General features: G+C 63.7%; 28 protein-coding genes and 1 pseudogene. 17 read left to right on the top strand and 12 right to left on the bottom strand.

Going from position 1 to position 24,546, the window contains the following annotated elements; all coding sequences use genetic code 11:
* Window positions 1-32 precede the first annotated feature (32 nt).
* Window positions 33-269 carry an FAD-binding protein gene (locus BM222_RS43185; RefSeq protein WP_143105876.1) on the bottom strand — a complete coding sequence of 79 codons (237 nt, stop codon included), beginning with the start codon at window positions 267-269 and terminating at the stop codon, window positions 33-35.
* A gap of 80 nt (window positions 270-349) precedes the next feature.
* Here BM222_RS43185 and BM222_RS00135 point away from each other — a divergent pair, with 80 nt between their 5' ends.
* The 7 genes and pseudogenes from BM222_RS00135 to BM222_RS00110 all read left to right on the top strand — a co-directional run bounded on the left by BM222_RS00135 (window position 350) and on the right by BM222_RS00110 (window position 5,735).
* Complete coding sequence (locus BM222_RS00135; RefSeq protein ID WP_092226095.1) at window positions 350-1,333, top strand: alpha/beta hydrolase family protein; 984 nt, start codon at window positions 350-352, stop codon at window positions 1,331-1,333.
* Between the two features lie 189 nt (window positions 1,334-1,522).
* A complete protein-coding gene (locus BM222_RS00130) occupies window positions 1,523-1,867 on the top strand; it encodes a hypothetical protein (RefSeq protein ID WP_143105875.1) in 345 nt (114 codons plus the stop codon).
* A 10-nt stretch (window positions 1,868-1,877) separates the two neighbouring features.
* Entirely contained in the window at window positions 1,878-2,042 is a 165-nt protein-coding gene (locus BM222_RS40770; RefSeq protein ID WP_177242924.1) for a hypothetical protein, read from the top strand.
* Between the two features lie 328 nt (window positions 2,043-2,370).
* The gene (locus tag BM222_RS00125; protein ID WP_092226090.1) at window positions 2,371-3,129 is read left to right on the top strand and encodes a sulfite exporter TauE/SafE family protein; all 759 of its coding nucleotides are present in this window, start codon (window positions 2,371-2,373) and stop codon (window positions 3,127-3,129) included.
* A gap of 7 nt (window positions 3,130-3,136) precedes the next feature.
* On the top strand, window positions 3,137-3,445 hold the full coding sequence (locus tag BM222_RS39710) for a hypothetical protein (RefSeq protein WP_143105874.1): 309 nt from the start codon (window positions 3,137-3,139) through the stop codon (window positions 3,443-3,445).
* Window positions 3,446-3,569: 124 nt separating this feature from the next.
* Window positions 3,570-4,244 (top strand): response regulator transcription factor, encoded by a 675-nt coding sequence (locus BM222_RS00115; protein ID WP_092226086.1) that lies wholly within the window; start codon window positions 3,570-3,572, stop codon window positions 4,242-4,244.
* Between the two features lie 82 nt (window positions 4,245-4,326).
* Window positions 4,327-5,735: pseudogene (locus BM222_RS00110) on the top strand (sensor histidine kinase).
* A gap of 124 nt (window positions 5,736-5,859) precedes the next feature.
* On the opposite strand, the gene BM222_RS00105 reads toward BM222_RS00110, so the two are convergent.
* From BM222_RS00105 to BM222_RS00080, 6 genes are all read right to left on the bottom strand, one after another.
* A complete protein-coding gene (locus BM222_RS00105) occupies window positions 5,860-7,149 on the bottom strand; it encodes a M20/M25/M40 family metallo-hydrolase (RefSeq protein ID WP_092226784.1) in 1,290 nt (429 codons plus the stop codon).
* Between the two features lie 108 nt (window positions 7,150-7,257).
* Window positions 7,258-8,859 (bottom strand): TRAP transporter large permease, encoded by a 1,602-nt coding sequence (locus BM222_RS00100; RefSeq protein ID WP_092226084.1) that lies wholly within the window; start codon window positions 8,857-8,859, stop codon window positions 7,258-7,260.
* Window positions 8,856-9,395, bottom strand: coding sequence for a TRAP transporter small permease subunit (locus BM222_RS00095; RefSeq protein WP_092226082.1), 540 nt, complete (start codon window positions 9,393-9,395; stop codon window positions 8,856-8,858). Before BM222_RS00095 ends, BM222_RS00100 begins: the two co-directional genes overlap by 4 nt.
* A gap of 307 nt (window positions 9,396-9,702) precedes the next feature.
* On the bottom strand, window positions 9,703-10,755 hold the full coding sequence (gene moaA / locus BM222_RS00090) for a GTP 3',8-cyclase MoaA (protein ID WP_092226081.1): 1,053 nt from the start codon (window positions 10,753-10,755) through the stop codon (window positions 9,703-9,705).
* 120 nt (window positions 10,756-10,875) lie between these two features.
* Window positions 10,876-11,379 (bottom strand): hypothetical protein, encoded by a 504-nt coding sequence (locus BM222_RS00085; RefSeq protein WP_092226783.1) that lies wholly within the window; start codon window positions 11,377-11,379, stop codon window positions 10,876-10,878.
* Window positions 11,380-11,517: 138 nt separating this feature from the next.
* Entirely contained in the window at window positions 11,518-12,210 is a 693-nt protein-coding gene (locus BM222_RS00080) for an HAD-IA family hydrolase (RefSeq protein WP_092226079.1), read from the bottom strand.
* 152 nt (window positions 12,211-12,362) lie between these two features.
* Between BM222_RS00080 and rpiA the strand changes: the two genes are divergently transcribed.
* Genes rpiA through gor form a run of 3 tightly spaced genes read left to right on the top strand, consistent with a single transcriptional unit; the run spans window position 12,363 to window position 15,044 of the window.
* Window positions 12,363-13,076 (top strand): ribose-5-phosphate isomerase RpiA, encoded by a 714-nt coding sequence (gene rpiA / locus BM222_RS00075; protein WP_092226077.1) that lies wholly within the window; start codon window positions 12,363-12,365, stop codon window positions 13,074-13,076.
* A 2-nt stretch (window positions 13,077-13,078) separates the two neighbouring features.
* Entirely contained in the window at window positions 13,079-13,600 is a 522-nt protein-coding gene (locus tag BM222_RS00070) for a DUF2059 domain-containing protein (protein ID WP_092226076.1), read from the top strand.
* Between the two features lie 55 nt (window positions 13,601-13,655).
* A complete protein-coding gene (gene gor / locus BM222_RS00065) occupies window positions 13,656-15,044 on the top strand; it encodes a glutathione-disulfide reductase (protein ID WP_092226074.1) in 1,389 nt (462 codons plus the stop codon).
* Between the two features lie 47 nt (window positions 15,045-15,091).
* Here the strand turns inward: gor and BM222_RS00060 are convergent, their stop codons facing one another.
* The 3 genes from BM222_RS00060 to BM222_RS00050 all read right to left on the bottom strand — a co-directional run bounded on the left by BM222_RS00060 (window position 15,092) and on the right by BM222_RS00050 (window position 18,677).
* A complete protein-coding gene (locus BM222_RS00060) occupies window positions 15,092-16,738 on the bottom strand; it encodes a porin (protein ID WP_092226071.1) in 1,647 nt (548 codons plus the stop codon).
* Between the two features lie 227 nt (window positions 16,739-16,965).
* Window positions 16,966-17,364 carry a hypothetical protein gene (locus BM222_RS00055; RefSeq protein ID WP_143105873.1) on the bottom strand — a complete coding sequence of 133 codons (399 nt, stop codon included), beginning with the start codon at window positions 17,362-17,364 and terminating at the stop codon, window positions 16,966-16,968.
* Between the two features lie 173 nt (window positions 17,365-17,537).
* On the bottom strand, window positions 17,538-18,677 hold the full coding sequence (locus tag BM222_RS00050) for a hypothetical protein (protein ID WP_092226782.1): 1,140 nt from the start codon (window positions 18,675-18,677) through the stop codon (window positions 17,538-17,540).
* Window positions 18,678-18,977: 300 nt separating this feature from the next.
* Between BM222_RS00050 and BM222_RS41780 the strand changes: the two genes are divergently transcribed.
* Together BM222_RS41780 and nhaA are read left to right on the top strand one after the other, a co-directional pair.
* Window positions 18,978-19,286, top strand: coding sequence for a hypothetical protein (locus tag BM222_RS41780; protein ID WP_349509842.1), 309 nt, complete (start codon window positions 18,978-18,980; stop codon window positions 19,284-19,286).
* 246 nt (window positions 19,287-19,532) lie between these two features.
* Complete coding sequence (nhaA, locus tag BM222_RS00040; RefSeq protein ID WP_244546963.1) at window positions 19,533-20,765, top strand: Na+/H+ antiporter NhaA; 1,233 nt, start codon at window positions 19,533-19,535, stop codon at window positions 20,763-20,765.
* A gap of 18 nt (window positions 20,766-20,783) precedes the next feature.
* On the opposite strand, the gene BM222_RS00035 is transcribed toward nhaA, so the two are convergent.
* On the bottom strand, window positions 20,784-21,413 hold the full coding sequence (locus BM222_RS00035; RefSeq protein ID WP_092226067.1) for an FMN-binding negative transcriptional regulator: 630 nt from the start codon (window positions 21,411-21,413) through the stop codon (window positions 20,784-20,786).
* 94 nt (window positions 21,414-21,507) lie between these two features.
* On the opposite strand from BM222_RS00035, the gene BM222_RS00030 reads away from it, so the two are divergent.
* The 5 genes from BM222_RS00030 (at window position 21,508) to BM222_RS00010 (ending at window position 24,241) form a co-directional block, all read left to right on the top strand.
* Complete coding sequence (locus BM222_RS00030) at window positions 21,508-21,888, top strand: nuclear transport factor 2 family protein (protein WP_092226065.1); 381 nt, start codon at window positions 21,508-21,510, stop codon at window positions 21,886-21,888.
* A 328-nt stretch (window positions 21,889-22,216) separates the two neighbouring features.
* Window positions 22,217-22,678: a tellurite resistance TerB family protein gene (locus tag BM222_RS00025; protein WP_092226062.1), complete on the top strand. Its 462-nt coding sequence runs from the start codon at window positions 22,217-22,219 to the stop codon at window positions 22,676-22,678.
* A gap of 2 nt (window positions 22,679-22,680) precedes the next feature.
* Window positions 22,681-23,043 carry a hypothetical protein gene (locus tag BM222_RS00020; protein WP_177242923.1) on the top strand — a complete coding sequence of 121 codons (363 nt, stop codon included), beginning with the start codon at window positions 22,681-22,683 and terminating at the stop codon, window positions 23,041-23,043.
* Window positions 23,040-23,678, top strand: a complete 639-nt coding sequence (locus BM222_RS00015; protein WP_092226059.1) for a TerC family protein — start codon at window positions 23,040-23,042, stop codon at window positions 23,676-23,678. The genes BM222_RS00020 and BM222_RS00015 overlap by 4 nt, the downstream gene beginning before the upstream one ends.
* 299 nt (window positions 23,679-23,977) lie before the next feature.
* Complete coding sequence (locus tag BM222_RS00010) at window positions 23,978-24,241, top strand: hypothetical protein (RefSeq protein ID WP_092226056.1); 264 nt, start codon at window positions 23,978-23,980, stop codon at window positions 24,239-24,241.
* A gap of 6 nt (window positions 24,242-24,247) precedes the next feature.
* Here BM222_RS00010 and BM222_RS00005 read toward each other — a convergent pair.
* A partial coding sequence (locus BM222_RS00005; RefSeq protein ID WP_143105872.1) for a transposase occupies window positions 24,248-24,546 on the bottom strand: 299 nt, incomplete at its 5' end.

Raw genomic sequence — 24,546 nt, 5'->3', positions numbered from 1 at the left:
CTGGTTTGCAGGAGGTCTTTACAGGGGCGGCGCTAAGATTCTGAACCGCAGGCAATTAGAATTTTAACGAATGGCTGCGGGTCTCCCGCGCAGCCAGAATGACCACGATCCATGCGGAGATGAAGACGATCGCAATGGCGCCGCCAGACCGAACCGACCGTAGTTTCGTTTTCCAATGATGTTGCGTTCAGCCCGGTCGCACCGATACTGACCGCGCATGCAAGGCCTGCTGGGCCAGCGCCGACAATGATGACGTCCGAATTGGTCAACCTGCCTCATGCAGTTGTGATGCCGTGCCAAGCATGCCAAGACGAGGGTATGTTCGACAACAAGGAAGCCGGAAGCCTCGATGCCGAAGTTCACTAAGATCACGGCGATCATTTCGCTGGTCGTGAGTGCAAGTTCGCTGCTGATTTCGCCGCACGCTCTGGCGCAGTCCCTGCCTGACGACGAGATGTTCGATCCAGTCAAAGTCATCAACGGACTGCAGATTTCGCGTCAAGCCTGCAAGGAGATGGAGGGGCGTCAAACCGCCGTCTGGGTCAGCGTAGAGGACACTGGCTATTGCCTCAGATACTACGCCGCCGGGTTGAAGACCGACGGACAAAACTCCCTTGCCATCGTGTGGATGCCGGGGGACGTGATGGGCGGGCCCAACGGTGTGCGCCACCAGGCTGGCCTTGGCGTCGCAGCGATGATCGAGCAATCGAAAGTGCAATCCGGACGATACGGAGTGCCGTTCATTTTCCTGGCCAGACCGGGTACGTACGGAAGTGCAGGAAAGCACTACGACGTAAGGCATACGCCGCTGGAAGCGAAGCTGATGGCCGCTGCAATCGATACTTTGAAGTCACGCTATGGCATTGCCAGCTGGGTGCTCGGAGGCCACAGTGGAGGCGGGACGCTGGCGGCAGAGCTGCTTGCTCGGCGCAACGACCTTCAGTGCGTCGTTCTTTCGTCTCCGGCTGCAGCATATCGCGCGCGATTGAAGGCGAGGGGATGGGTCAGTCGCCTCAAGACGGAAGTCTTCTTTGATCCTTATGACTCGCTGAAGCAAATACCGGATCAACCTGCGCGCAGGATTTTTCTCATCTCCGATCCGCGTGACTCGAACATCCCGTTCTCAACGCAGGAGTTGTATTTCAAGGGGCTGGAATCGCGTGGACATGCTGCCTGGCTTGTTCCGCTCATGAAGGCCCGGGGACCAACATATCATAGCCTCGTCGATTTCGGTCAGGCGGCGGAAGGAATGTGTGCGGATGGGGTGGCGACTGACGTCATGCTGAAAACCTTGCGTGCGAAGCCAATGGAGTCGGATCGCATATCAAATTGATCTGACGCTGCGGCCCAGAAAAAAAGCGTTCTATGCTCAAGACTGGTCCACGGTTGGTCTGCAGGACAAGCTGGTCCGCGATTGTGATATCGACCATGCCTTCCTGTGACACGGGCGCTGAGTACACTGATCAAGCAACTCGCGTTCCTGTGCGACGAGATTGCTGCATTGGCTTCGGCGAGGTTCGCGATGTCGCGATGTGTCAGGTACTTTGCCGCGCTGTTGCTGTTCAGCATTGGGGCGGGATGGCCGGCGCGCGCGGCGGAGCCGCAGGTGTGGATCTCCAGCAATGACCCGACCTATGGCGGGGCCGCGGATTTCTGGCAGATGTTCGTGCCGGACGCGCCCTGGCAATCGGCGAAGCAGCACGTTGCGGTGTTCAGCATCGACCAGAACCTGGTGACCAATGGCCCCCCAGACAAGCTCCGTCAGTTCTACGCCTTCCTGAAGCAGAACCACATTGCGCTCGCCATCGGCATCGGCATGCTGACGGGGAACGAGCAGTGGGAAGCATGTCGAAGGCTACGTCGCTGATGGTGCGTGGTTGGCGAGTGCGGAGCAGAACATCGATGCCATCCGTGCCCTCCACATGCACGCTCCCGATCATCTCGTGTTCGCCAGCTGGCACGTGCATCCCACCAAGAATCTGCCGGAGACCTCGCCCGAGGCGTTCACGCACTTGGTTGTCTATTATTTTGGCGGACATTGAGGCTGCGCGCTTGTACCGGACCCCATGGCCGGTCCGGGGACGGGCGGCTGGGTCCGGCACCGAATGATATTGCACCGAGATCAATGTAGTTATTGTCCTCACCTTTGCATCGGAGCATATTCAGGGCAATCAGGAAATTGCACCGGGTTACCCCGGAACCGTAGAGCTAGAACGATGCACCCCAGTTATCTCGACCTGTTCCTCGCCTTCATCGGATTGTCGTTTGGCGTTCCCTCCGCGCTGCCCCGCCTGTTTTTCCGGAGCGAAGCTACGTCGCGCCGCAAGACTTCATAGAGGGACGGATCGCCAGGCGGCCGCGGAGGCGAATATGGATCTGACCGTCAGCACCGTCCTCATCGCTTTCGCCGGCGTGTTTCTGATCTGTTTTATGAAAGGGGCGTTCGGCGGTGGCTTCTCGATCGTCGGCATCCCGCTGCTGTCGTTCGTCATGGACCCCGTGACGGCTGGCGGCCTGCTCGCGCCGTTGTTCGTTGCGATGGACCTGTTCGCGCTGCGCTACTGGAAGCCCTCGACCTGGTCGAAACCAGATCTTGCGCTGCTGTTGCCCGGACTCGTGATCGGCATCGCTCTCGGCTATTTCCTGTTCCGTGTGCTGGACCACCGCGCCGTCGCGATCGTTATGGCCGTCGTGACCTTGATTTTCGTCGGCCTGTGGTTTTTTGGCGATCCGAAGCTGGTCATTGCGCCGCGCTCGAGGCCGAAAGCGATCGCTGCAGGGCTTGCCTCCGGCCTCACGACCATGGTCGCGCATTCCGGGGGACCGCCGCTGGCGATGTACCTGCTGCCGCTTGGTCTCATCAAGGAGGTCTACGCCGGGACGACCAGCCTGTTCTTCACTGTCGGCAACGCGACCAAGGCGGTGCCATGGCTGCTGCTGACGCGGCCGAGCGGCAACGAATGGATCGTGATGGCGATCTGCCTCTTCGCCGTTCCCGCAGGCGTCTGGCTCGGCTGGCGCCTGCACGCGCGGCTCGACCAGCGGCAGATTTTTCGCGCTTGCTACGGCTTGCTCGTCGTCACCGCGCTGAAGCTGCTGTGGGACGGCGTGTCCGGCTATCTCGGATGAGCGGCAGTTGCTGCTCAAGCCTGCGATGAGTTCTGCTTCAGAACGGGAACGGCAATTCGCGGGCACCGAGACTGTCAAACCCGACGCCGGTTGCGGGTCCGGTGCGGTAGTGACCGTTGTAATCGCCGAGGGCAGGGCGCTCCGTTGCAGGCTGCCGACAGGCGAGATCAGGGCGATCGGCGAGCAGCGGCCGGCGTTCCCGATAGCGCGTTGGCCAGCAGTTGCAGGTCTGGTCGCAGACCATCCGCACTTCGACGATCGGCGGCGGATCGCCATGATTGAGCGCACCTCAATTTTTCTCAAGCGAGCGTGGTAGCGACCCTCGTTCGAGTGTGATGCTTTTTCGATGTGACTGGCAGATCGGCACTTCCATTCACGTCGAATGGGAGTAGCAATATGCGTCCCACCGCCCGAATGACAATTGTCGGAACCCACGTGCAATGCGCCTTCTGATCGTCGAGGACAATGTCGAGCTGTCGCGGCTCGTTGCCAGCGGGCTGGCGGCGGCCGGCTATGAGAGCGATATCGTCGGCGGCACCGAGGAGGCGCGCGAGGCGGTACACAATGTCAGCTATGCCGCGATGATTCTCGACCTCGGCCTGCCCGACGGCGACGGCCTGTCGGTGCTGCGCGAGCTGCGCCGGCAGATGGAGCCGCTGCCGGTGCTGGTGCTGACCGCACGCGGCGGCGTGCAGGACCGCGTCACCGGCCTGCGCAGCGGCGCCGACGATTATCTCGCAAAGCCGTTCGCGATGGAGGAGCTGGTTGCGCGGCTGGAGGCCATCCTGCGCCGTCCGGGCCAGCTGCTCGGCCGCTCGTTGCGGCTCGCCAATCTCGTCTACGACACCGAGAGCCGCCAGATCTTCATCGACGACAAGCCGCGAATCATTTCCTCGCGCGAGACATCGGTGCTGGAGATCCTGTTGCGGCGGCAGGGCCGGGTGGTGCCGAAGAAGAATGTCGAGGATCATATCTTCGGGCTCGAGGGCGAGGTCGCCTCCAATGCGGTCGAGGTCTATGTCTCCCGCCTGCGCAAGCAGCTCACCGAGCACGGCGCCAGGGTCGTCATCCATACCATCCGCGGTGTCGGCTACATGATGGCCGAGGAGAAATAGCGTGGCCCGGGTCGGATCGCAGAACGGGTCCAGCACTGGATACGAGGCCGGAGCCAAAGCCCGCGCACCGTCGTTCAAATCGCTGATCTCGCGCATCGTGTTCCTGCACATCATCGCGGTCGCAGTGGTCGCGATTTTCCTGCCATTGGTCCTGTTCTGGCTGCTGAACTCGGAGATCGATCAGCTGCATCGCGCTGCGATGCGGGCCCAGGCCGAGGCGCTGGCCGAGCGTATCGCGGTCCAGGGCGACGGCAAGGTGACGTTCAATCTGCCGGAGAGTCTTCGCGGTCTCTATTCGGAGGCTTACGGCCGCTACCAGTACGACATCCGCGATGGCGACGGCCGCCTGCTATTCTCCTCGCACCGCAAGACCGGCGACGTGGGGTCGGACACGATTTCGGGCGCGGGTGTGACGCAGACGATCGGCGGCACGACCGTGCACATCAGGGTTGGGGAAGATCTGTCCCACCGCGACGTCATTACCGACGACATCGTGTCCAACTTCTTCCGTCGGGTCGGATGGATCACCATTCCCATTCTTCTGATCTTGCTCGCCATCGACATCATCATCTTCCGCCGCGCCATCGCGCCGCTGTGGAAGGCCTCGGAACAGGCCAGCAATATCGGCCCTGCCCGCACGGACATTCGCCTGCCGATCGAGCGGATTCCGCGCGAGATCGTGCCGCTCGTCACGGCGGTCAACCAGGCGCTCGACCGCCTCGAGGACGGTTTTCGCGTGCAGCGCCAGTTCACGGCCGACGCGGCCCATCAGTTGCGCACGCCCCTTGCGATCCTGCGCACGCGGATCGAGATGCTTGGCGATCGAGAGGCCAGGCAAGCGCTGCATGACGACATCGCGGGCATGAGCCGCATCGTCGCCCAATTGCTGGAGATCGCAGAACTCGACACGCTGGTGCTCGATCCCGGCGAGACCGCTGATTTGCGTGCCGTCTGCGCCGAAGTGGTCGGGCGCGATCGCGCCGTTGGCGATTGCGCAGCACAAGGACATCGCGCTCAAAGGCGCGGACGCGCCCGTGCTGATCCACGGCAATTCCGAGATGCTCCAGCGCGCGGTGTTCAACCTCGCCGAAAACGCCATCAAGTTCACCGCGAAGGAGACCTCCGTCGATGTCGAGGTCGGCGACGACGGTTCGGTACGCGTGCGCGATTGCGGCCCCGGCGTTGCCGAAGCCGAACGCGAGCTGATCTTCCAGCGCTTCTGGCGCAGCGATCGCCAGCGCACGGACGGCGCCGGTCTCGGCCTTTCGATCGTGCGCGGCGTCGCCGACGATCATGACGCGACGGTCGCGGTGGGCAACCTACCCGGCGGCGGTGCCGAGTTCACGCTGCGGTTCAGGCTGGCTGAGGAGGGCCTTGAGTCAAGAGTCGCGCGGCAGTGACGGTGTACCCTCTCCCCTTGCGGGAGAGGGTGGCTTCGCGAAGGCGAAGCCGGGTGAGGGGTCTGTCTCCGCGAGTCCCGCTCTCACTTGAATGCGCTGAAACGACCCCTCATCCGGCGCCATAGCCGATGCGAAGCATCGGCGTTCTTAAGAACGGCAGCCGAAGGCCGCCTATGCCACCTTCTCCCGCAAGGGGAGAAGGAAGAAGGGGCCCGCTATTTCAGCTTCGCGGTGGACAGATCCATGATCATGCGCGTGGTCAGGTAAAGACGCGGCACGATGCTGTTGATCTGGACATATTCGGCGTCGTTGGAGTGCGCGCCGAAGCCTGACAGGCCCATGCCTTCGACGACGGCACCCTTGGTCTTGAGCGCGGCGAACGCGGCATCGGTGCCGCCGCCGGTCGCCTTCTCGTCGACCTTCAGCGGCAGTCCGATCTCGCCGTAGATCGTCGTGCCGTAGGCGGCCACGCGGCGCGAGGCGTCGTTGGCCTCGAGCGGCGGGCGGCGCACTTCGAATTTGAGCTCGACCTTGGAATCCGGCAGCAGGCGATTTTTGATCTTCTCCTGCAATGTCTTTTCGAGCTCGTCGAAATCGGACACCTTGAGCGCGCGCGCATCGGCCTGCGCCGTGGCTTCGGCCGGAATCACGTTGCGGTTGGTGCCGGCCTTGGCGACCGTCCAGTTCAGCTTCAGGCCCTGCTCCGGCCTGGAGAGGTCCTTCATCTGCAGCACCTGGTGCGAAAGCTCGTAGAGCGCGTTGATGCCGCCTTCGGGCCTCGCGCCCGCATGCGACGACTTGCCGTGGACCGTGAGATAGGCCGAGCCGATGCCGCTGGTGGCGAGCCGCAGCGTGCCGTCGGCGCCGCCGCTCTCGAACGAGAACACCACGTCCTGCTCGGAAGCAAGCCTGGTGATGGTGCTGCGCCAGCCGGGCGAGGAGATTTCCTCGTCACCATTGGTCAGGACCGTGAGCGTGCCGTAGTCTTTGAAGTTCAGCTTCTGCAGCATCGCCACGGTATGGAGAACGAGGGCGACGCCCTGCTTGTCGTCGGCGATGCCGAGGCCGTAGGCCTTGTCGCCGTCGATGCGGAACGGCTGATCCTTCAGCATGCCCTTCAGGTACACCGTGTCCATGTGGGCGATCAGCATGATCTTCTTGGTGCCGGTGCCCCTGAAGACGGCATGGACGGCCGGGCCGATCTTCTCGGGCGTGTCGTCGAGGCGATAGATGTCGGCGGGCTGCAGGATCTCCACGGTGCCGCCGAGTTGCTTGAGCTGGTCGGCGACGCGCCCTGCAATCACGTTCAGGCCCTCGACGTCCCTGCTGCCGGTTTCGATGTTGACGAGGTCGCGCAGCGTGTCGAGCAGCGGCTGCTGCTCCTTCTGCGCCAGCGCCTGGACGTCAGCCACCGGATCGGCCTGCGCGATGCTTGCCGCACAGGCGAGCCAGAACGAGGCGATCAGCGGACGAACGAGCGAGCGAGCGGGGAGCGATCGGAGCATGCGCGGCATTCCCAAATTGAAGGAACGTCCGGTATGCCCGTCTTTGCCGCGCCTGTCACGCGCGCCATGCTCCGCGGAGGCGGAGCATGACCGCGAGGGCCGTGGCCGCTACTTCTGCGGCGGGCCGAGATCCAGCGGTGGGAGATCGATCTGCGGCACCTCGATCTTGACCTTGTCGAGGTCGACGTTGACAGGCTTGTCCAGCAGGCCCGTCACCGTCACCGGGAAGGCGATCACGATCAGCACCATGATCATCTGCAGTCCGATCCAGGGCATCGCGCCCCAGTAGATGTCGGAGCTCTTCACTTCCTTCGGCGCCACGCCGCGCAGGTAGAACAGCGCGAAGCCGAACGGGGGATGCAGGAACGAGGTCTGCATGTTGACGCAGAGCATGACGCCGAACCAGATCAGCGCCGGTCCGTCGCCGACGACGGGGCCGAGGATCTTCTGTGCGATCGGCGCGATCATCGGCAGGATGATGAAGGCGATCTCGAAGAAGTCGAGGAAGAACGCCAGGAAGAAGATGAAGAGGTTGATGAAGATCAGGAAGCCCCAGACGCCGCCGGGCAGCGAGGTCAAAAGGTGCTCGAGCCAGACGCCGCCGGAGACGCCGAGGAACACCACCGAGAAGCAGGTCGAGCCGATCAGGATGAAGGTGACCATGCAGGTGAGCCGCATGGTGGATTCGTATCCCTGCTTGATGAGGTCACGCAGCTCGGGGATGCGCGCGGCCGAGATGCAGATCCAGGCCACGGCGAGATAAGTCAGCGCGAACGAGACCTTGAAGATCAGGTTCTCGGTGAACAGCATCGCCACGATGGTGCCGATACCGGCGGCGATCACCCCCACGATCAGGATCTTGCGGTCGGTCGAGGAGAAATCCTTGTGATGGATCGCAGCGAGCACGATGGCGCCGACCGCACCCATGGCACCGGCTTCCGTCGGGGTCGCAAGGCCCATCATCATGGTGCCGAGCACGACGAAGATCAGCACGGCCGAGGGGATGATGCCCATCAGGCACTTCTTCCACAAAGCCCAGCCGGTCAGCGTGCGCGCTTCCTTCGGGACCGGCGGCACGTGGTCGGGCTTGATCAGGCCGAGAACGAAGGTGTAGCCGGCGAACAGCAGGATCTGGAACACCGAGGGACCCCAGGCGCCGAGATACATGTCGCCGACCGACTTGCCGAGCTGGTCGGCGAGCACGATCAGCACCAGCGAGGGCGGCACCAGCTGCGTGATGGTGCCCGAGGCCGCCAGCACGCCGGTGATGTAGCGCATGTTGTAGCCGTAGCGGATCATCACCGGCATCGAGATCAGCGCCATGGCGATGACCTGGGCCGCCACCGTGCCGGTGATGGCGCCGAGGATGAAGCCGACGATGATGACGGAATAGCCGAGGCCGCCTCTGACAGGGCCGAACAGCTGGCCCATCGAATCCAGCATGTCTTCGGCCAGTCCACATCTCTCCAAGATCGCGCCCATGAAGGTGAAGAACGGGATCGCGAGCAGAAGCTCGTTGGAGAGCACGCTGCCGAACACGCGGCCGGGGATCGCCTGCAGGAAGTTGAGGTCGAAGAATCCGAGATGGATGGCGAGGAAGCCGAAGGAGAGACCGACGGCGGCAAGCGTGAAGGCGACGGGGAAGCCGATCAGCATCGCCAGAACCAGGCCGCCGAACATCAACGGCGGCATCATTTCCAGCGTAATCATTGGGTCGGCCTCTCGTACTTGGCGTCGATCGTCACATAGCCCTGGAGAGCCGCGATACGCTTGATGACTTCGGAAATGCCCTGGAGCGCCAGCATCACGAAGCCGGCGGGGATCACGAACTTGATCGGCCAGCGGATCAGGCCGCCGGCATTGCCGGACATCTCGCCGACGTCATAGGCCTGCATGAAGAACGGCCACGACAGATAGGCGAGCAGCAGGCAGGAGGGGATCAGGAAGAACAGCGTGCCGATCAGGTCGAGCCAGAGCTGGCCGCGCTCGGACAGGGTCAGATAGAAGATCTCGACCCGCACATGCTCGTTGCGCTTGAAGGTGTAGGACGATCCGAACATCACCAGGACCGCGAACATGTACCATTGCAGCTCCAGCCAGCCGTTCGAGGAGTAGCTGAAGGCGTAGCGGATCATGGCGTTGGCCGCGCTGACCAGGCAGGCGAGGAGCACGAGCAGGTTACAGACGTACCCAATCTTTTCATTGAGGGCGTCGATGGCGTTGCTCAACGCCAGCAAGGGACGCATCTTACTTTCTCTCCGTCGCGGCCTAACACTTCTGCGGGAGGCTTCGGCGCGCAACGCCCGGTCAGCGTGCGATCAACACGCGATCGCACGGGTCCGGAAGCGATTGCAGCGTCAGTCCTCCCCTCGTGCCTTGCCGTCTTGACCGCGACCGCCAACGGGGCGGGCCGGCTTATCGTTGCCGGGCAAGCAAAGGCGGTCGCACCAAACCAGCGGGCTTGTGCGCCGTCAATCGGAAAATGGGCAAATTATCGGCGCGTCAAAAGCTTAAGTCGCAAAAGCTCAAGACAGACCGTGCGGGCGCGAATCCTCAGCCGCCGGTGACGCTCATATGCCTGGAGACGCTGGGCCGGTCGTGGCGACGGTCGATGATGAAATCGTGGCCCTTGGGCTTGAGTCCGATGGCACGGTCGATCGCAGCCGCCAGCAGCTCATCGTCGCTGGATGCGCGCAGCGGCTTGCGCAAATCGGAGGCATCCTCGTGGCCGAGGCAGGTGTGCAGCGTGCCCGTGCAGGTGATGCGGACGCGGTTGCACGATTCGCAGAAATTGTGGGTCATCGGCGTGATGAAGCCGAGCTTGCCGCCGGTCTCCGCGACGCTGACATAGCGCGCCGGGCCCCCGGTGCTTTCGGCCAGATCCGTCAGCGTGAATTGCTGGGCGAGACGGGCGCGTACCAGTGACAGCGGCAGATATTGGTCGATGCGGCCCGCGCCGATCTCGCCCATCGGCATCACCTCGATCAGGGTCAGCCCCATGCCCTTGCCATGGGCCCAGCGCAGGAGACCGGGGACTTCGTCCTCGTTGAGGTTCTTCAGCGCCACCGCATTGATCTTCACGGCGAGGCCCGCAGCGCGCGCGGCCTCGATGCCTTCCAGCACCTTGTCGATCTCGCCCCAGCGCGTGATCTCGCGAAATTTCTTGGGATCGAGCGTATCGAGCGAGACGTTGATGCGGCGGACGCCGCAATCGGCGAGTTCCCTGGCATGCTTTGCCAGCTGCGTGCCGTTGGTGGTCAGCGTGAGCTCGCCCAACGCCCCGCTGGTGAGATGGCGCGAGAGCGAGCGCACCAGCGACATCACGTTGCGCCGGACCAGCGGCTCGCCGCCGGTGAGCCGCAGCTTCTTCACGCCCTTGGCGATGAAGGCAGAGCAGAGCCGGTCGAGTTCCTCGAGCGTCAGCAGGTCCGCCTTGGGTAGGAATGTCATGTCTTCCGACATGCAATAGAAGCAGCGCAAATCGCACCGATCGGTGACCGAGACGCGCAAGTAAGAGATCGTCCGACCGAACGGATCGGTCATCGCGCTCGACAGCGCGGCGCGGGGGCTCGCCGAGGCGAGGGAGGTCGCGGGAGATCCGTTCATACGAGCTGCCTTGTCACTTACGGCGACGGGCGCACCTTTGCTTCAGCCGTGCTGTAGATGCAATCTAAGCATCGGACGCGGCTGAGACAATCGGGTGGTATACGAAGATTGAAACCTGGATCAGCGCTTGCCCGCGTTCGGATCGGGGAACGCCGAGCCCGCAGCGGGCGGCGGCGCAGCGTCGGCCGGCGCCGCGGCGGGTGCGGCCGCGGCCGGTTGCGGCCGCTTCGGCCGGTGCAGCTTCTTCTTCACGGGCTTCGGCGGCAGCGCCGGCTGGAGCTCCGCGAAAACGGGATTCGGATCGGTGGTCACCGAAGCAGGCGTGGTGAAATCGCCGGCATTCTTGATGACATTCACCGGTATGCTGGTCGGCTGGTATTTTGGTAGCGCGAAAGCGACCGTGAACGGAGCGTCGGGCGCGGCTACCGAGACCGAGCAGGGGGTCTTGCAGCCCGGACCCAGCGAGGTCGTGGCGTCAGCACCCGGCGGATTGGATTCGAGCCGGACCTGGGCGGTCGGCGGCGTCGATTTGAACATGTCCCAAGACATCGAGGAGCAGCCACCGAGGCTTGTTGCTCCCAGGAGGCTTCCCCCCGCTAACGCAATCGCGATGACACGACGCATGACCATCCACTTCTACTGCGACGAACCGCCACATAACCCCGCGGGGACCATAGGGGCGTCGTTTCAGGCAAGCAACCGGCCGGCTGCGCATAGTTAATAGATGGTTAATGCGCGATTCCTCAGGATATCCGAGCTCTCTCAGAGCCTTGCCGATGCCCGGGCCGCCATCAGGCTGTGGGCGGCAGGCGGCAGCTCCCGCATGTGATGGATCAGCCTATCAGGCTTCAGCTCGGCGATCGGCACATCAGTATAGCCGAAGCTGACCCCGATCACCGGCACCCCGGCGCGCCGGGCCACCCCGACGTCGGTTCCGGCGTCGCCGACCATGATGCTGGCTTTGACCTCGCCGCCGGCCCGGGCCACGGTCTCGCGGAAGATGGCCGGATCGGGCTTCTGGACGCCAAACGTATCCGCGCCGCAGATCGCTGCAAACCGCCGGGTCAGGTCGAGCTGATCCAGGAGCCGCTTCGACAGCCATTCCAGCTTGTTGGTGCAGACCGCGAGGCGATGGCCCTGCGCCGCCAACAGGTCGAGCGCGTCGAGCAGCCCCTCGAACGGGCGGGATTCGACCGCGATATGGTCGGCGTAATAGCTGATGAAATCAGCCGTCAGTCGGTCCATGGCGGCAGGCGTGACCGTGCGGGCCTCGGCCTCCAGCCCCCGCTCGATCAGCTTGCGCGCACCGGCGCCGATCATGTTGCGGGCCGAGGCCATCGGCACCGGCGGCAGGCCTTCGCGGTCGAGCACATAATTCAGGGCGGTGATCAGGTCGGGCGCCGTATCCACAAGCGTGCCGTCGAGATCGAAGACGAGGGTGTAGGGCGAGGTCATGCAAGAAGCGCTATCGGTCCGGCCAGGCCGACGCAAGGGGCGGGGCTATAAGATCCGCTTGAGGCCTGTTCCGGCGAGGAAAACGAGGCTACATAGGCCGCCGCAAGCCGGTTTGCCGGCGGCATTCCTGACTTTGAGAGGCGGGCGCAAACGTGAACATGGACCAGTTGAAGCGGCAGGCTGCGGCACGCGCCCTGGACGAGGTGCGCGACGGCATGCAGCTCGGTCTCGGCACCGGCTCGACCGCCAAACACTTTGTCGAACTGCTGGGCGAGCGCGTCGCCGCCGGGCTGAAGGTGATCGGTGTTCCGACCTCCGAGGCGACCCGCGCGGATGCGGAGCGCTGCGGCGTGAAGCTGACCACGCTCGATGAGATCGACCATCTCGACATCACCGTCGACGGTGCCGACGAGATCGATCCCGAGCTCAACCTGATCAAGGGTGGCGGCGGTGCGCTGCTGCGCGAAAAGATCGTGGCAGCCGCCTCTGATCGCATGATCGTCATTGCCGATGACACCAAATGGGTGCCGATGCTCGGCAAGTTTCCGCTGCCGGTCGAGGTGATCCCGTTCGGGCTTGGCGCGACCCGTCGCGCCATCGAGAAGGCATTTGCGGAATGCGGCGTTTCCGGGCAAATGGCGGTCCGCAAAGCCAAAGATGGCCACGTTTTCGTCACCGATGGCGGCCACTGGATCGTCGATGCCCAGCTCGGACGTATTGCCGATCCGGCGAGCCTCGCCAAGGCGTTGAGCGCGATCCCCGGCGTGGTCGAGCATGGATTGTTCATCGGCTTGGCCAGCTCGGCTGTTTTGGCGGGTGGCGAGGGAATCCGCGTGATTGAACGGCGTAAGCCGAAAGGAGACTAGGAATGAAGAGCGTCTTGAAGATCGTGCCCGCTGCGTGCCTCGCCTTCGCATTGGCTCTGGGGGCAGCGCCTGCGATCGCGCAACCGCAGGCGGCCCCGGCAGCACCGACCCCGGGGGCGATTGCCGCGGCAAAGGAGATTTTGCAGCTGAAGAATGCCAGCGCGATGTACGCCGGCGCCGTGCCCGGCATGGTGGAGAAGGTCAAGACCACGCTGATCGGACAGAACCTCAACTACCAGAAGGATCTCAACGAGCTCGCTCCCATCATCGCCAAACAGCTGGCCGGCCGTGAGTCGGAGATCGGCGATGGCATGGTGGGGGTCTACGCCGGCGAGTTCACCGAGCAGGAGCTGAAGGATCTCGTCACGTTCTACAAGTCGCCGCTCGGCCAGAAGCTGCTCACCAACGAGCCCAAGGCCATCAGCCTCAGCATGCAGGTCATGAACGACTGGGCGCGGAATTTCTCCGAGGTCGTCGCGAGCGCGTTCCGCGCCGAGATGAGGAAGCGTGGCAAGGAAATCTGACGGTACCTATCTGATCAGAATCGGGATCACGCTTTAGGAGAGGTCGGAGTGGACAATGGCTGAATTCGACGTCGACCTCTTTGTCATCGGTGGTGGTTCGGGCGGCGTGCGTGCCGCCCGCATCGCCGCCGGCTACGGCGCCCGCGTGATGATCGCGGAAGAGTACCGCATGGGCGGCACCTGCGTGATCCGTGGCTGCGTGCCGAAGAAGCTGTTCGTGATCGGCTCGCATTTCCGCCACGAGCTGGAAGATGCCGCCGGCTTCGGCTGGACCGTTCCGACCGCGACCTTCGACTGGCCGACCTTGATCGCCAACAAGGACAAGGAAATCGCGCGACTGGAGGCCGCCTACACGACCAATGTCGAGAAGTCGGGCGCGCAGATCGTCAAGAGCCGCGCGGTGATCGAGGACAAGCACACCGTCCGCCTGCTCGCGGACGACAGGAAGATCAGCGCAAAATACATTCTCATCGCCACCGGCGGCGCGCCCAACCACGGCGCCGCAATCCCCGGCATCGAGCATGTGATCTCTTCCAACGAAGCTTTTCATCTGAAGAAGCTGCCGAAGCGAATCGTGATCCAGGGCGGCGGCTATATCGCGCTGGAATTCGCCGGCATCTTCGCCGGCTTCGGTTCCGACGTCACCGTGATCTATCGCGGCGACAACATCCTGCGCGGCTTCGACGAGGACGTTCGCGCCCACGTCCGAGCTGAGATGGAGAAGCAGGGTATCACCATCCTCACCGGCTGCACGGTCAACAAGGTCGATCGCCACGGCGAGGAATTCACCACGCACCTGTCGAATGGTTCGAGCATTGCTTCCGACCAGGTGATGTTCGCGATCGGCCGGCATCCGGCGGTCGCCAATCTCGGCCTGGAGAACGCCGGCGTCGCCATCAATCCGAAAAACGGCGGCATCGCGGTCGACCATTTCTCCAAGAGCTCGGTCGACAGCATCTACGCGATCGGCGACGTCACCCATCGCTTCAACCTGACGCCGGTCGCGATCCGCGAGGGCCATGCCTTCGCCGACACCGTGTTCGGCAAGCGTACGGTGCAGGTCGATCATTCCTCGATCCCGACCGCGGTGTTCTCGCAGCCGGAGGTCGGCACGGTCGGTCTGACGGAGACCGAAGCGCGTGCGCAATTCAGCCACGTCGACATCTACAAGACGACGTTCCGCCCGATCAAGGCGACGATGTCCGGCCGCGACACCCGCGTGCTGATGAAGCTCGTCGTCGACGGCGCGACCGACCGCGTGCTCGGCTGCCACATCGTCGGCGATTGCGCCGCCGAGGTCACGCAAGTGGTCGCGATTGCCGTGAAGATGAAGGCGACCAAGGCCGATTTCGACGCGACCATCGCGCTGCATCCGACCGCGGCCGAAGAGCTGGTGACGATGCGCACCCCGACCGCGCGCCACGTCCGCCAGGCGGCGGAGTAGGGCGCCGACGGGGAGCCGTGACCGGCTCCCCGCGGTCTTGTTCCCGGTCAGAAGTCGAACGTCATGCCTGTCGTGACCGCTTCGGCCTTGTTGCCGGCAATGACGTTGTTGTTGGCGTCACGTCCGCACACTCCGTAGCCGTGTCCGCTGACACCGAGGCAGTAATGCGCGCCCGGTCCGTTGCGCAAGTAACTGCCGACCATGTACCAGCTCACGAACGGGCTGAAATGGTACTTCACGCCGATCGCGTACTGGTCTGCGCTGGAGTCCACCGCGTTGAGCGCGAAGTCGGCGGCACCCGCCGGCGCCGAAACCGCGACCCCCGGAGTGGGATACGCGTTGAGGACGCCGGTGCCCGGCGAGCCCGGCGAGGCGTTGGCATGAGCCCAGGATGCACTGACGTCCCACTTCTCGACCGATTGGGTCGCGCTCAGGAAGTAGCCGTCGCGCGAACGCTCGTTGAAGGCGGCGACCGTATGCTCGCGGCGCATCACTTCGTAGATGCCGTAGAGCTGCAGGCTGCCGATCATGTCGTTGAACTTGTAGCCCGCGCCCAGCTTTGCAGCCCACTCGTTGGCGATGCCGACCGCACCCGCCGGCACGGTGAGAACGCTGCCATTGCTCAGCGCGGTCACCGCCTCGTCGCCGGTCCGGTTGGTTCCTTCGTGGAATTCGTAAGCGGCGATGCCCGTGAACCCAGCCTGGTTGTAGGTCAGCGATGCGCTGTAAAGATTGCCGTAAGAGCCATCGGTACAGCCCTCCGGCGCCGATGTGAGCGGGAAGCCCGAGCCGCTGCCGCGCGATGACGTCGCCGGGCAGTTGAAATCGCCGAGCGCGTAGTCGCTGTTGTCCTTGGCGGTGTTCTGGCCCGGCGAGACCATGACCGAGGCCTGGAAGCCGTTCCATACAGGCGATTCATACCAGACCGCATGCCCCGCGCGCCAATCGAACTCCGCGCGCAGATCGCCGCCGGTGTTGCCCATGATCGAGTTGTAGTCGCCGAGCGTGGCCGAGAACGGATCGAACTTCGCCGTGGCCTTCTTGTAGGGCGTGTCCGCCTTGCCGGCCTTGATCGTGCCCCACGGGCTCTCCATGCCGAGGAAGCTGTCGCGCGTGCCGAACGCCGCGCGTTCGGTCGGAACGGCTGCGACCTCCACGAGCGATTCGAATTGCGCGACGGCGGCCCATCCGGGATAGCCGTAGGGGTCAAGATTGTGCCGCGCGCGAATGCCGAAGTAGGTGAGGTTGCTGGAGACGCCGAACTTCGTGCCCTGGTCGTAGACGCCGGCATTGAAGACGTCGCCGGAAAGATCGACATGGCCGTAGAGCGTCACGGTGGTGTTGTCGATGAACGGATTGGATCCGGGCGCCTTGCTGTAGAGCGGAGCGCCGCCGATGCTGACGACGGTGTGCTCGGGCGCCGCGGGCGCCGGTGAGGGAGCAACCGCCGCATGCAGAACGGGATTGCCCTTGGGTGAAGCCGGCGCCACCGCCGTCGCCGCAGCCCTGGGCGCGCCGATGTGATTGACGCGTTCGCGAAGCTGCGCGTTCTCCTTCGCGAGCTTGGCGTTGCTGCGCTCGAGCGCATCGAGGCGGGCAACGACATCCTCGATGGTTGCAGCTCGCAAAGGTTGGCTGATTGTGGTTGCACACAGGGCCGCAAAGCCCGTGCTGAGCAAAAAGGCCTTCCTCATCTGGTTTCCCCTTTATCGCCGCGGACTCTCAGATGGGGTCCGGGATAAAACGGAAGCTAATGTATGCCAGATGCCATATACAATGAGGCTGGTAGGTTAGCGTTCGCTTTCGCCACCGACTGTGTCCGGAAAGCAACTATTTCTGACAAACCATGTCGCGCGTCGATCTGCCGCATTGCGGTGAACCGGATGCAGCCCGAAAGGGCGAATGATTTCCGCGGCTTGCTTTAATCGCCCCAGGGCGTTTCGCCGCGTCCGAGGCGGCCGGCGATGTCGGTCTGAAACGCCGGCGGTCCGAACGCGAACCATTCGTCGCCGCTCTGATAGACCAGCAGCCGTCTCTTCTCGGTGCAAAACCGCATCAGCCAGTCCATGGCCTTCTTCTTCGGCTGCTCGCCGACCGGGACGACGACGTCGACCGGGAGGCCGCGCCAGAAGAAATTGGCGGCCAGCATGATCATGCTGGATTGATCCGGCCGCATCCAATCCGGCAGCGGGCTGGAAGCAACCAGCCAGCCGCAGACGAACTCGCGGCAGGGATGCTGCGGGCGTTCCGGATAGATTGTGCACCGATGCGCGACGCTGAACGGGCAAGGTTGTCCCTTGCGCACTTTGTGCCCACGCACCTCGATCTGCAGCCAGCCATCGCAACAGGCAGTGCAGCTTCCGCAGGTTCTGGTGATGTCGGGACTCACGGGCGAAGCAGGTGCTCCAGGCGCATCTCGGTCGCCTATGAAGTACCAGCAGCATTTGCGGACGGGCAAGACCCGCAACGGAGGAGAAGCTGCAGCGTTCTCGGCTACGCGTAGAGATATCCGACCGGCTTGCCTTCGGTGCGCAGGGGACGAATGTCCTTCTGCGTGATGATCTGACCGGCGAGGCCGTCGATCTCGTCGCGCTGCGTCGGCGTCCAGCTGCGAAGGTTCTCGATGCCCTTGAGAAGACCGAGCCGGAGCACTTGCGTGTTCTCGCCGACAGCGATGAGACTGATCGAGCCGTTGCCGGCGGTGACGACATCGCCGGCGGCGAGCTCGAACGTCTCGGACGACTTGTTCTTGAACTCGGCCGTGCCGCGAATGACGCGGTAGATGACGACCTCGCCCCTGGCGAACGTGGTGGCGTGCATTGATGCCGATGTGCTCTTCGGCAGCAGCGACTGGCCGCGCGGATCGGTTGCGATGATGTGACCGGTGACGAGGTGACCGCTCGGTGTCTCGATGCCGATATCGCGCACGTACACCGGCATGAGGGATTTGACGGAGCCGTCGCTGAGCGGCTTGAACATTGCATCCAGCGCCAGCGGATCCTGAAGCCAGAAGCCGGCATTGGCGGGCCGATCGTGCAAAGTGTGGCCCCAGGCCACGCGCGGTGTCTCGGCTTCGTCGATCTGACCCGGCCCGACGATGGTCGGATTCGGAAAGGTGGTGGGATCGGTGATGAAGGCTTCGAGGAATTTGCCCGAATAGCCCATCGAGATCGGATCCGGCACCACTGTCTGCGGCGTCTTCAGGTTCTCCTCGGTCGACAGCCCCGACCAGGTGTAGAACAGCTGGCGATGCACGATCGCGCTTTGTAGCATCACGGCGCCCGGGCCGACATTGTAGAACCGCCCGTCATAGTCGAAGGTGAAGGCCCCCGAGGTGACCAGAACGAGCTGAAAGCCGCCTGGCGGAAGATGCAGATGGAAGTCGGTCGGTCCGGTGTCGGGCCGGTAGATCGGCAGGTTGGTCGCAACTTCGTGGAGCAGGAAGGTTTCGTTGTTGGCGTGAAAGCCTTCATTGGCCCGGTTATAGAGCGCCTGCGGGCGATACGTCGCCTCGAACCTCGCATTCTTGTTGCGATCGATCGCGACGAAGTCCTTCGTGTTGAGGCGGAGCGGCGTGCCGTTCGGATGGGTGAGGCCGACTGTCTTGAGATCGCCCGCAGCATGCACGTTCATGACGTTCTCCGCTCTGCGCCATTGCCAGCTTGCAACGTCGTTGCGAATTTTGGGCCAGTTGGTTTGCGCAGCGGCAAGCAAGCCTGGCGCGTCGCTTGCGCTGGGGAAAATCCGGTGGCTGCACTGGAGGTTAGATCACCCGTGGCCCTGATCGCCCGTCGGCGCGGTCGGGCGTTGCGATTCCCGGCCGGTGATGCTCCTTGTCTAATTTGTCGGCAAGCCCTGCCAGACCGCGCGCAGTTGCCGATTGACATAATGTTCATGTTTTGTTCTTATGTTGCAGCCGAGAGGGAGGCAGCCATGGACAATCGCATCAACGAACTCCGCAGAACCATCAGAGCACTCCGCGTCAGCATGCGCGAGGCCGAATCGATCATGCACGAGCAGATCAACCGCGATGAGGATTGCAGCTTCGTGGCGCAGGAAGTCATCAAGATGCGCTCGGTCATGAGCCTGCTCGTGAAGGAGCGAACCGCGCTGGGCGATTTCGAGCCGATCCTCGTGAACAGCTTCTTCAACCCGCGGCGCCGGTCGGCGCGAAAGCTTGCTGCTGCGCCGGTGCCGATCATCGAATCCGTGTTCCGTCCGCGCCTGGTGGCGCGGGTTTGAGGCGACGCGAAACGCATAGAGATCGCGGCCGTTCGCGATCGCGCTGGTGGTATGCGATCCAGCGGTACATGCGACCTTCGGGGCGGATGTGTCGTCGGGTCCATCAACGAGCGTTCCCGCATCGAGGTTCCTCGTCCGAGACTTGCGTTAGTCTGCTTGCCGTGTAGAAGAGGCCTCGGGTGCTCGCTGCAAGTCGCAGCGACAGGTCAAGCGATGGTCGGGCCGCCACGCAGAAAGCGTGCGCCCGTGAACGATCAGCTGCCCGGCAGGAACCTGTCGAAACTCCCGTCCTTCGTCGAAAGAACGCTCGATACGCTGCGGCATTTCCTGCATGTCGAGGCCGTCAGCGGCGTCGTGCTGCTCCTGGCTGCGGCTGCCGCATTGCTCTGGGCCAATTCGCCCTTCGCCCATTCTTATCATGACGTTTGGCACCTGCCGATTTCACTGCATCTCGGCGGGTTCGTCTTCGTCCGGTCGCTGCATTTCTGGATCAACGATGCGCTGATGACGGTGTTCTTCCTGGTCATCGGCATGGAAGTCCGCCGTGAGATCCACGACGGCGCGCTCAGCAGGTTCGATCAGGCCATTCTGCCGGTGCTGGCGGCCGTCGGCGGCGTGGTCGTTCCTGCGCTGTTTTATCTCGGCTTCAACAATGTCGCGGGCCGCAGCCAGGGCTGGGCCGTTCCGACCGCGACGGATATCGCCTTTGCAATCGGCGTGCTCGCGCTGCTGGGGCGATCCGTTCCGGCCAATGTCAGGGTGTTTCTGCTGGCGCTGGCCATCATCGACGACATCATCGCCGTTCTCATCATCGCGTTGTTCTACAGCAGCGGGATCAATCTCGATGGCTTCGTCGTCGCGGCGCTCGGCGTGTTGCTGGCGCTCGGATTTCAACGGATCGGTGTGGGCTCGGCATTTGCCTACGTCCTGCCTGCCTTCGTCGTCTGGGCGGGCTTCCTCGCGGCTGGCGTCCATCCGACGCTTGCAGGCGTCGTGCTGGGCTTGATCACGCCGGTCCGCTCCGCGCGGCCCGAGATCGTGCCGCCGGTGATCCGCGTGGAAATGGCGCTGCATCCCTGGGTCGCTTACGTCATCATGCCCCTGTTCGCGCTGGCCAATGCTGGTGTCGATTTGAGAACCGTCGAGTTCAGCGGTGGCTCGCAATTCGTGACGCTTGGTGTCGGGCTTGCGCTTTGCGCGGGAAAGCCGATCGGCGTGATCGGTGTGACCTGGCTTGCGGTGCGTGCGGGCGGATGTCGGTTGCCGCCGGGCATCACATGGGCCGGCGTCGGACTCATCGGCCTCCTGGCGGGCATCGGCTTCACCATGTCGATCTTCATCGCCATGCTGGCGTTCACCGATGAGAGCTTGCTGGCCGCAGCAAAATTCGGCGTGCTGCTCGGCTCGCTCATCTCGGTGACGCTTGGGCTCGGATGGGGGGCCGAACAGGCCCATCGGCAGCGCGAGCAGGATAATTGACGAGCCGCGCCGAGCGCCTCAGCGCGGCAGCGGGATCAGCGGCGCGACCTCGCGATCGGCATGGTTCTCGCTTGCCGCAAGACCGGCAGCGACGCCGATGCGATCGGCCTCGGGCCGGTTCTGGCTCATCTTGCGCTTGCCCTCAAATCGCATCACGCGGATGCGCACGCCGACGATCCCGCGCAGCTGCGCGGCGATGAAGTCCGCGGGCGCGTCCCCGACGGCCCAGGGATTTGCGCGGGTTCCTTCGTGCTTCCCGGTCAGCCGTGTCACGACGTCGAGCAGGCGCTCCGGCTCTTGAAAGAATTCAACGGGGCCATAGGCGTGCACGGCGATGTAATTCCAGGTCGGCACGACCTTCTCGGTTTCCTGCTTGGTCGCGTACCAGGACGGCGTCACATAGGCGTCGGGACCTGAGAAGATCGCCAGCGCGTCGCCGATCGGCGGCAGCCTCCATTGCGGGTTGGCCTTGGCGACATGCCCGTACAGCACACCTTGCTCGCCTTCGCTCTCGTCGAGGAACAGCGGCAAGGGTGTGGCGACCGGACCGTCGGTGGTGGCGGTGACGAGGCTCGCGAGGCGGGCCGCGCGGATCGTCGCGCGGATGCTCTCGACGTCGTCGTCCCTAAAGGCGGGAGGAATGTACATGGCGTTTCTCCGTTCCGGTACGGCAATAGCCGGAATATGGCCGGATTGTATATCTTCTTTCGCCGGGGCGTCGGCTTCAAGAGCGGAGACTGAGATGGACGACCAAGCCAAACTGGCGGCGCTGCAGCGCCATTGGGATGCGTCGGACGCGAATGATTTCGAGGCCGAGCATGACATCTATCGCGAAGATGCCGTGCTCGACTATCCGCAGTCCGGCGAGCGCATCCGCGGCCGCCGGAACATTCAGCAGAGCCGCTTCGTGCAGCCGAACAAGAAGCGCTTCACGGTCCGGCGGATGATCGGCGCCGGCGATCTCTGGGTGAGCGAGTTCGTGCTGACTTATGACAACGTGCCGTCCTACGTCGTCAGCATCATGGAATTTCGCGACGGATTGGTCGCGCACGAAACGCAATATTTCGGCGACCGGTTCGATCCGGCACCGTCGCGCGCGCATCTCGTGGACCGAGTGGGATAGGGCGCGCGCTCTGTCATTGCGTGTTGATGCAGTCGTGCATCAAACGTGCACGGCTGCTTGACGAATCCGCTCACGCGGAACCGGATGCGGCGGCTAGCCGCACGCTGTTGCCTTGATTCCGGCTGACCTCCTCTTATTTCTGGAGCGAACAAGAATCCGGGCCCCTCTGGCGAGGACGCTGACCATGTCAGCAAACCTCGCGATGTCGGATGACCTGTCCCGCGCGAATGCGATGGATCGGCCGATTGTCGGGCCTTCTTGAGTTCTCTCCGACCCAATCGTCCCCATCGCAGCTCCGCGCGGCCGTTTCGCAAAAAAAGGAGCAACGATGTCTGACGCCAACACGTCCACCCCGATCGAGATCGAAATCACCGAGCCGCGCAGCTTCAACGAGCAGGCTGCGGTGGCGCTGGTGATATCAGGCGCGCTGGTCGCCGTGGCCGACCGGCGCGTGTCGCCGGTCGAACGCGACGAGGTGATCCGCTTCATCAGGGAGCGCGGATTGGCGCCGCATATCGAGGATGATCGCCTGTTTGCGATGTTCGATGAGCTCGCCGAACGGCTCGAAGAGCCTGATTTCGCCAATGTGGTCATCGAGACGCTGCGGCCGGTCTCGGACCTGCCGCTGTCATCCCATCTCATCGCGCTGTCGGAGCGCGTTGCGGCCGCGGACGAGGACGTGCATCCGCACGAGGTGCAGGCGATCAAGCTGTTGCGGCTGCTGACGCTGGCGCTGCCGCGCGCGAAGCCGGTCGGTCCGGTGGCCGTCAACGCGGCCGCCAAGGCGTGAGCATGAGCACGGCTTCGAACGAGCAAAGGACGAGATCCAAGGGCGACAGCGGCGAGCCGGCCGGTGGAGATCCGCGGCTTGACGCGCTCGTCCGTCGGCTGCCGCCGCGTCTTGCCGGCGCGGTCGACTATCTCCTGCAACCGTCCAGCCGCTGGGTCCGGATTCCTTCGGGCGTGCTGCTCGTGGTCGGCGGCGTGCTGTCCTTCCTGCCGGTGCTCGGCATCTGGATGCTGCCGCTTGGTCTCGCGCTGCTCGCCGAGGACGTGCCGGCGCTGCGTGGGGCGCGCGCGAAGGTGTTCGACTGGATCGAGCGCCGCAAGCCGCACTGGCTCGATCCCGCCGCTGCCAAAAATGACCGAACATGATCGAAGTCATCACCGCCGACGCCCTGGGCGCGCTGCTCCAGGTCGTCCTGATCGACCTCGTGCTCGCCGGCGACAACGCCGTCGTCATCGGCCTCGCGGCCGCAGGCCTTCCGGCCGAGCAGCGCCGCCGCGCCATCGTCGTCGGCATCGTTGCGGCCACCGCATTGCGCATCGTCTTTGCCGGTGTCGCGGCCCAGCTTCTGCAAGTGATCGGTCTGCTGCTCGCCGGCGGGGTGCTGCTGCTGTGGGTCTGCTGGAAGATGTGGCGCGAGCTGCGCGAGCAGGCGACGCATGCGAACCAGCTTGTGCCCAGCCTTGCTGGCGGCGCGACCGGCGCGGCCGCGCCGCGCAAAACGTTCAGACAGGCCGCGTTGCAGATCGTTGCCGCCGACGTCTCGATGTCGCTCGACAACGTGCTCGCGGTTGCGGGCGCGGCGCGTGAGCACCCCTATATCCTCGTCTTCGGTCTGGTTCTGTCGGTTGCGTTGATGGGCGTCGCCGCCGATCTGCTCGGCCGCGTGCTCCAGAAGCAGCGCTGGATCGCCTATGTCGGCCTTGCCATCATCGTCTACGTCGCCTTCGAGATGATCTATCGCGGCTCGCTCGAACTCGCGCCTGTCATCGCAAGTCTCTGAGTCCTATCTTCGTCTTCCCGCCTCGCTTTCTGGAGTGATCGATGTCGTCTGAACCCCAAGCATCCCTGGCGAGACCGCCGATCGGCCCGTTGCCGCGGCTGATCTTCGGCTCGCGCTGGCTGCAATTGCCGGGGAGCCCGCCTGACTCGCCCGGTCAGGCGGGCTCTCCTTTTCGAGATCGATAAAATCGTCTGCAATCCACTCAGCAGCGGCAAACCGTGCGGACAAGAAGCAGGCCGCCTTAAACCTCGGCTTTGGAACCGGCGTGCATCCTCACGACAAAAGGGCGAGGCATCAGCATGTCGGTTCTCAAGGAGATCGTCGTGGCGGTCGCGGGAGTCTATGCACTCCTGTTCGTCTGCGACGCATTGTTCGGCGTCGGCGAGCCGCGCTTCGACGACGCCTATTACAGCGCAAGCTTCTACGCACCGAAGCCGCGGCAATTCCGTTTCGCCGGCGATACGCCGCCGGCGGTGCGCGTCAGCGACGCCTTCGCGCAATTCTCGGCGGCTGAGGCGAGGCCGAACAGGCGCTACTCGTCGCTGACGACGATCATCCGCTAGAGCGTTTCACATTTTGACGGAAGCATAACCTGCGTTGGCGAAGTAGTTGGCGCATTCGCGAGGCTGGATGCCCTGGATGAGGTGACCGATGTGGCGCCAAGTGTCCTCGATGGTGCGCTTCTGAGCTTGCCGCATCCAGTGTTTGATCTTGGAGAATGCCTGTTCGATCGGGTTGAGGTCGGGCGAGTATGGCGGCAGGTACCAGAGCCTGGCGCCAGCAGCTTGGATCATTTGCCTGACAGCTTTCGACTTGTGGCTTCCGAGATTGTCGAGAATGACGATGTCGCCTTCGCGCAGGGTTGGCA

Origin of the sequence: Bradyrhizobium sp. Gha, from assembly GCF_900113735.1 — a bacterium.
Lineage (GTDB): Bacteria > Pseudomonadota > Alphaproteobacteria > Rhizobiales > Xanthobacteraceae > Bradyrhizobium.
Note: the sequence above shows the minus strand (reverse complement) of the source record. Positions and strands in the feature narration are given on the sequence as shown.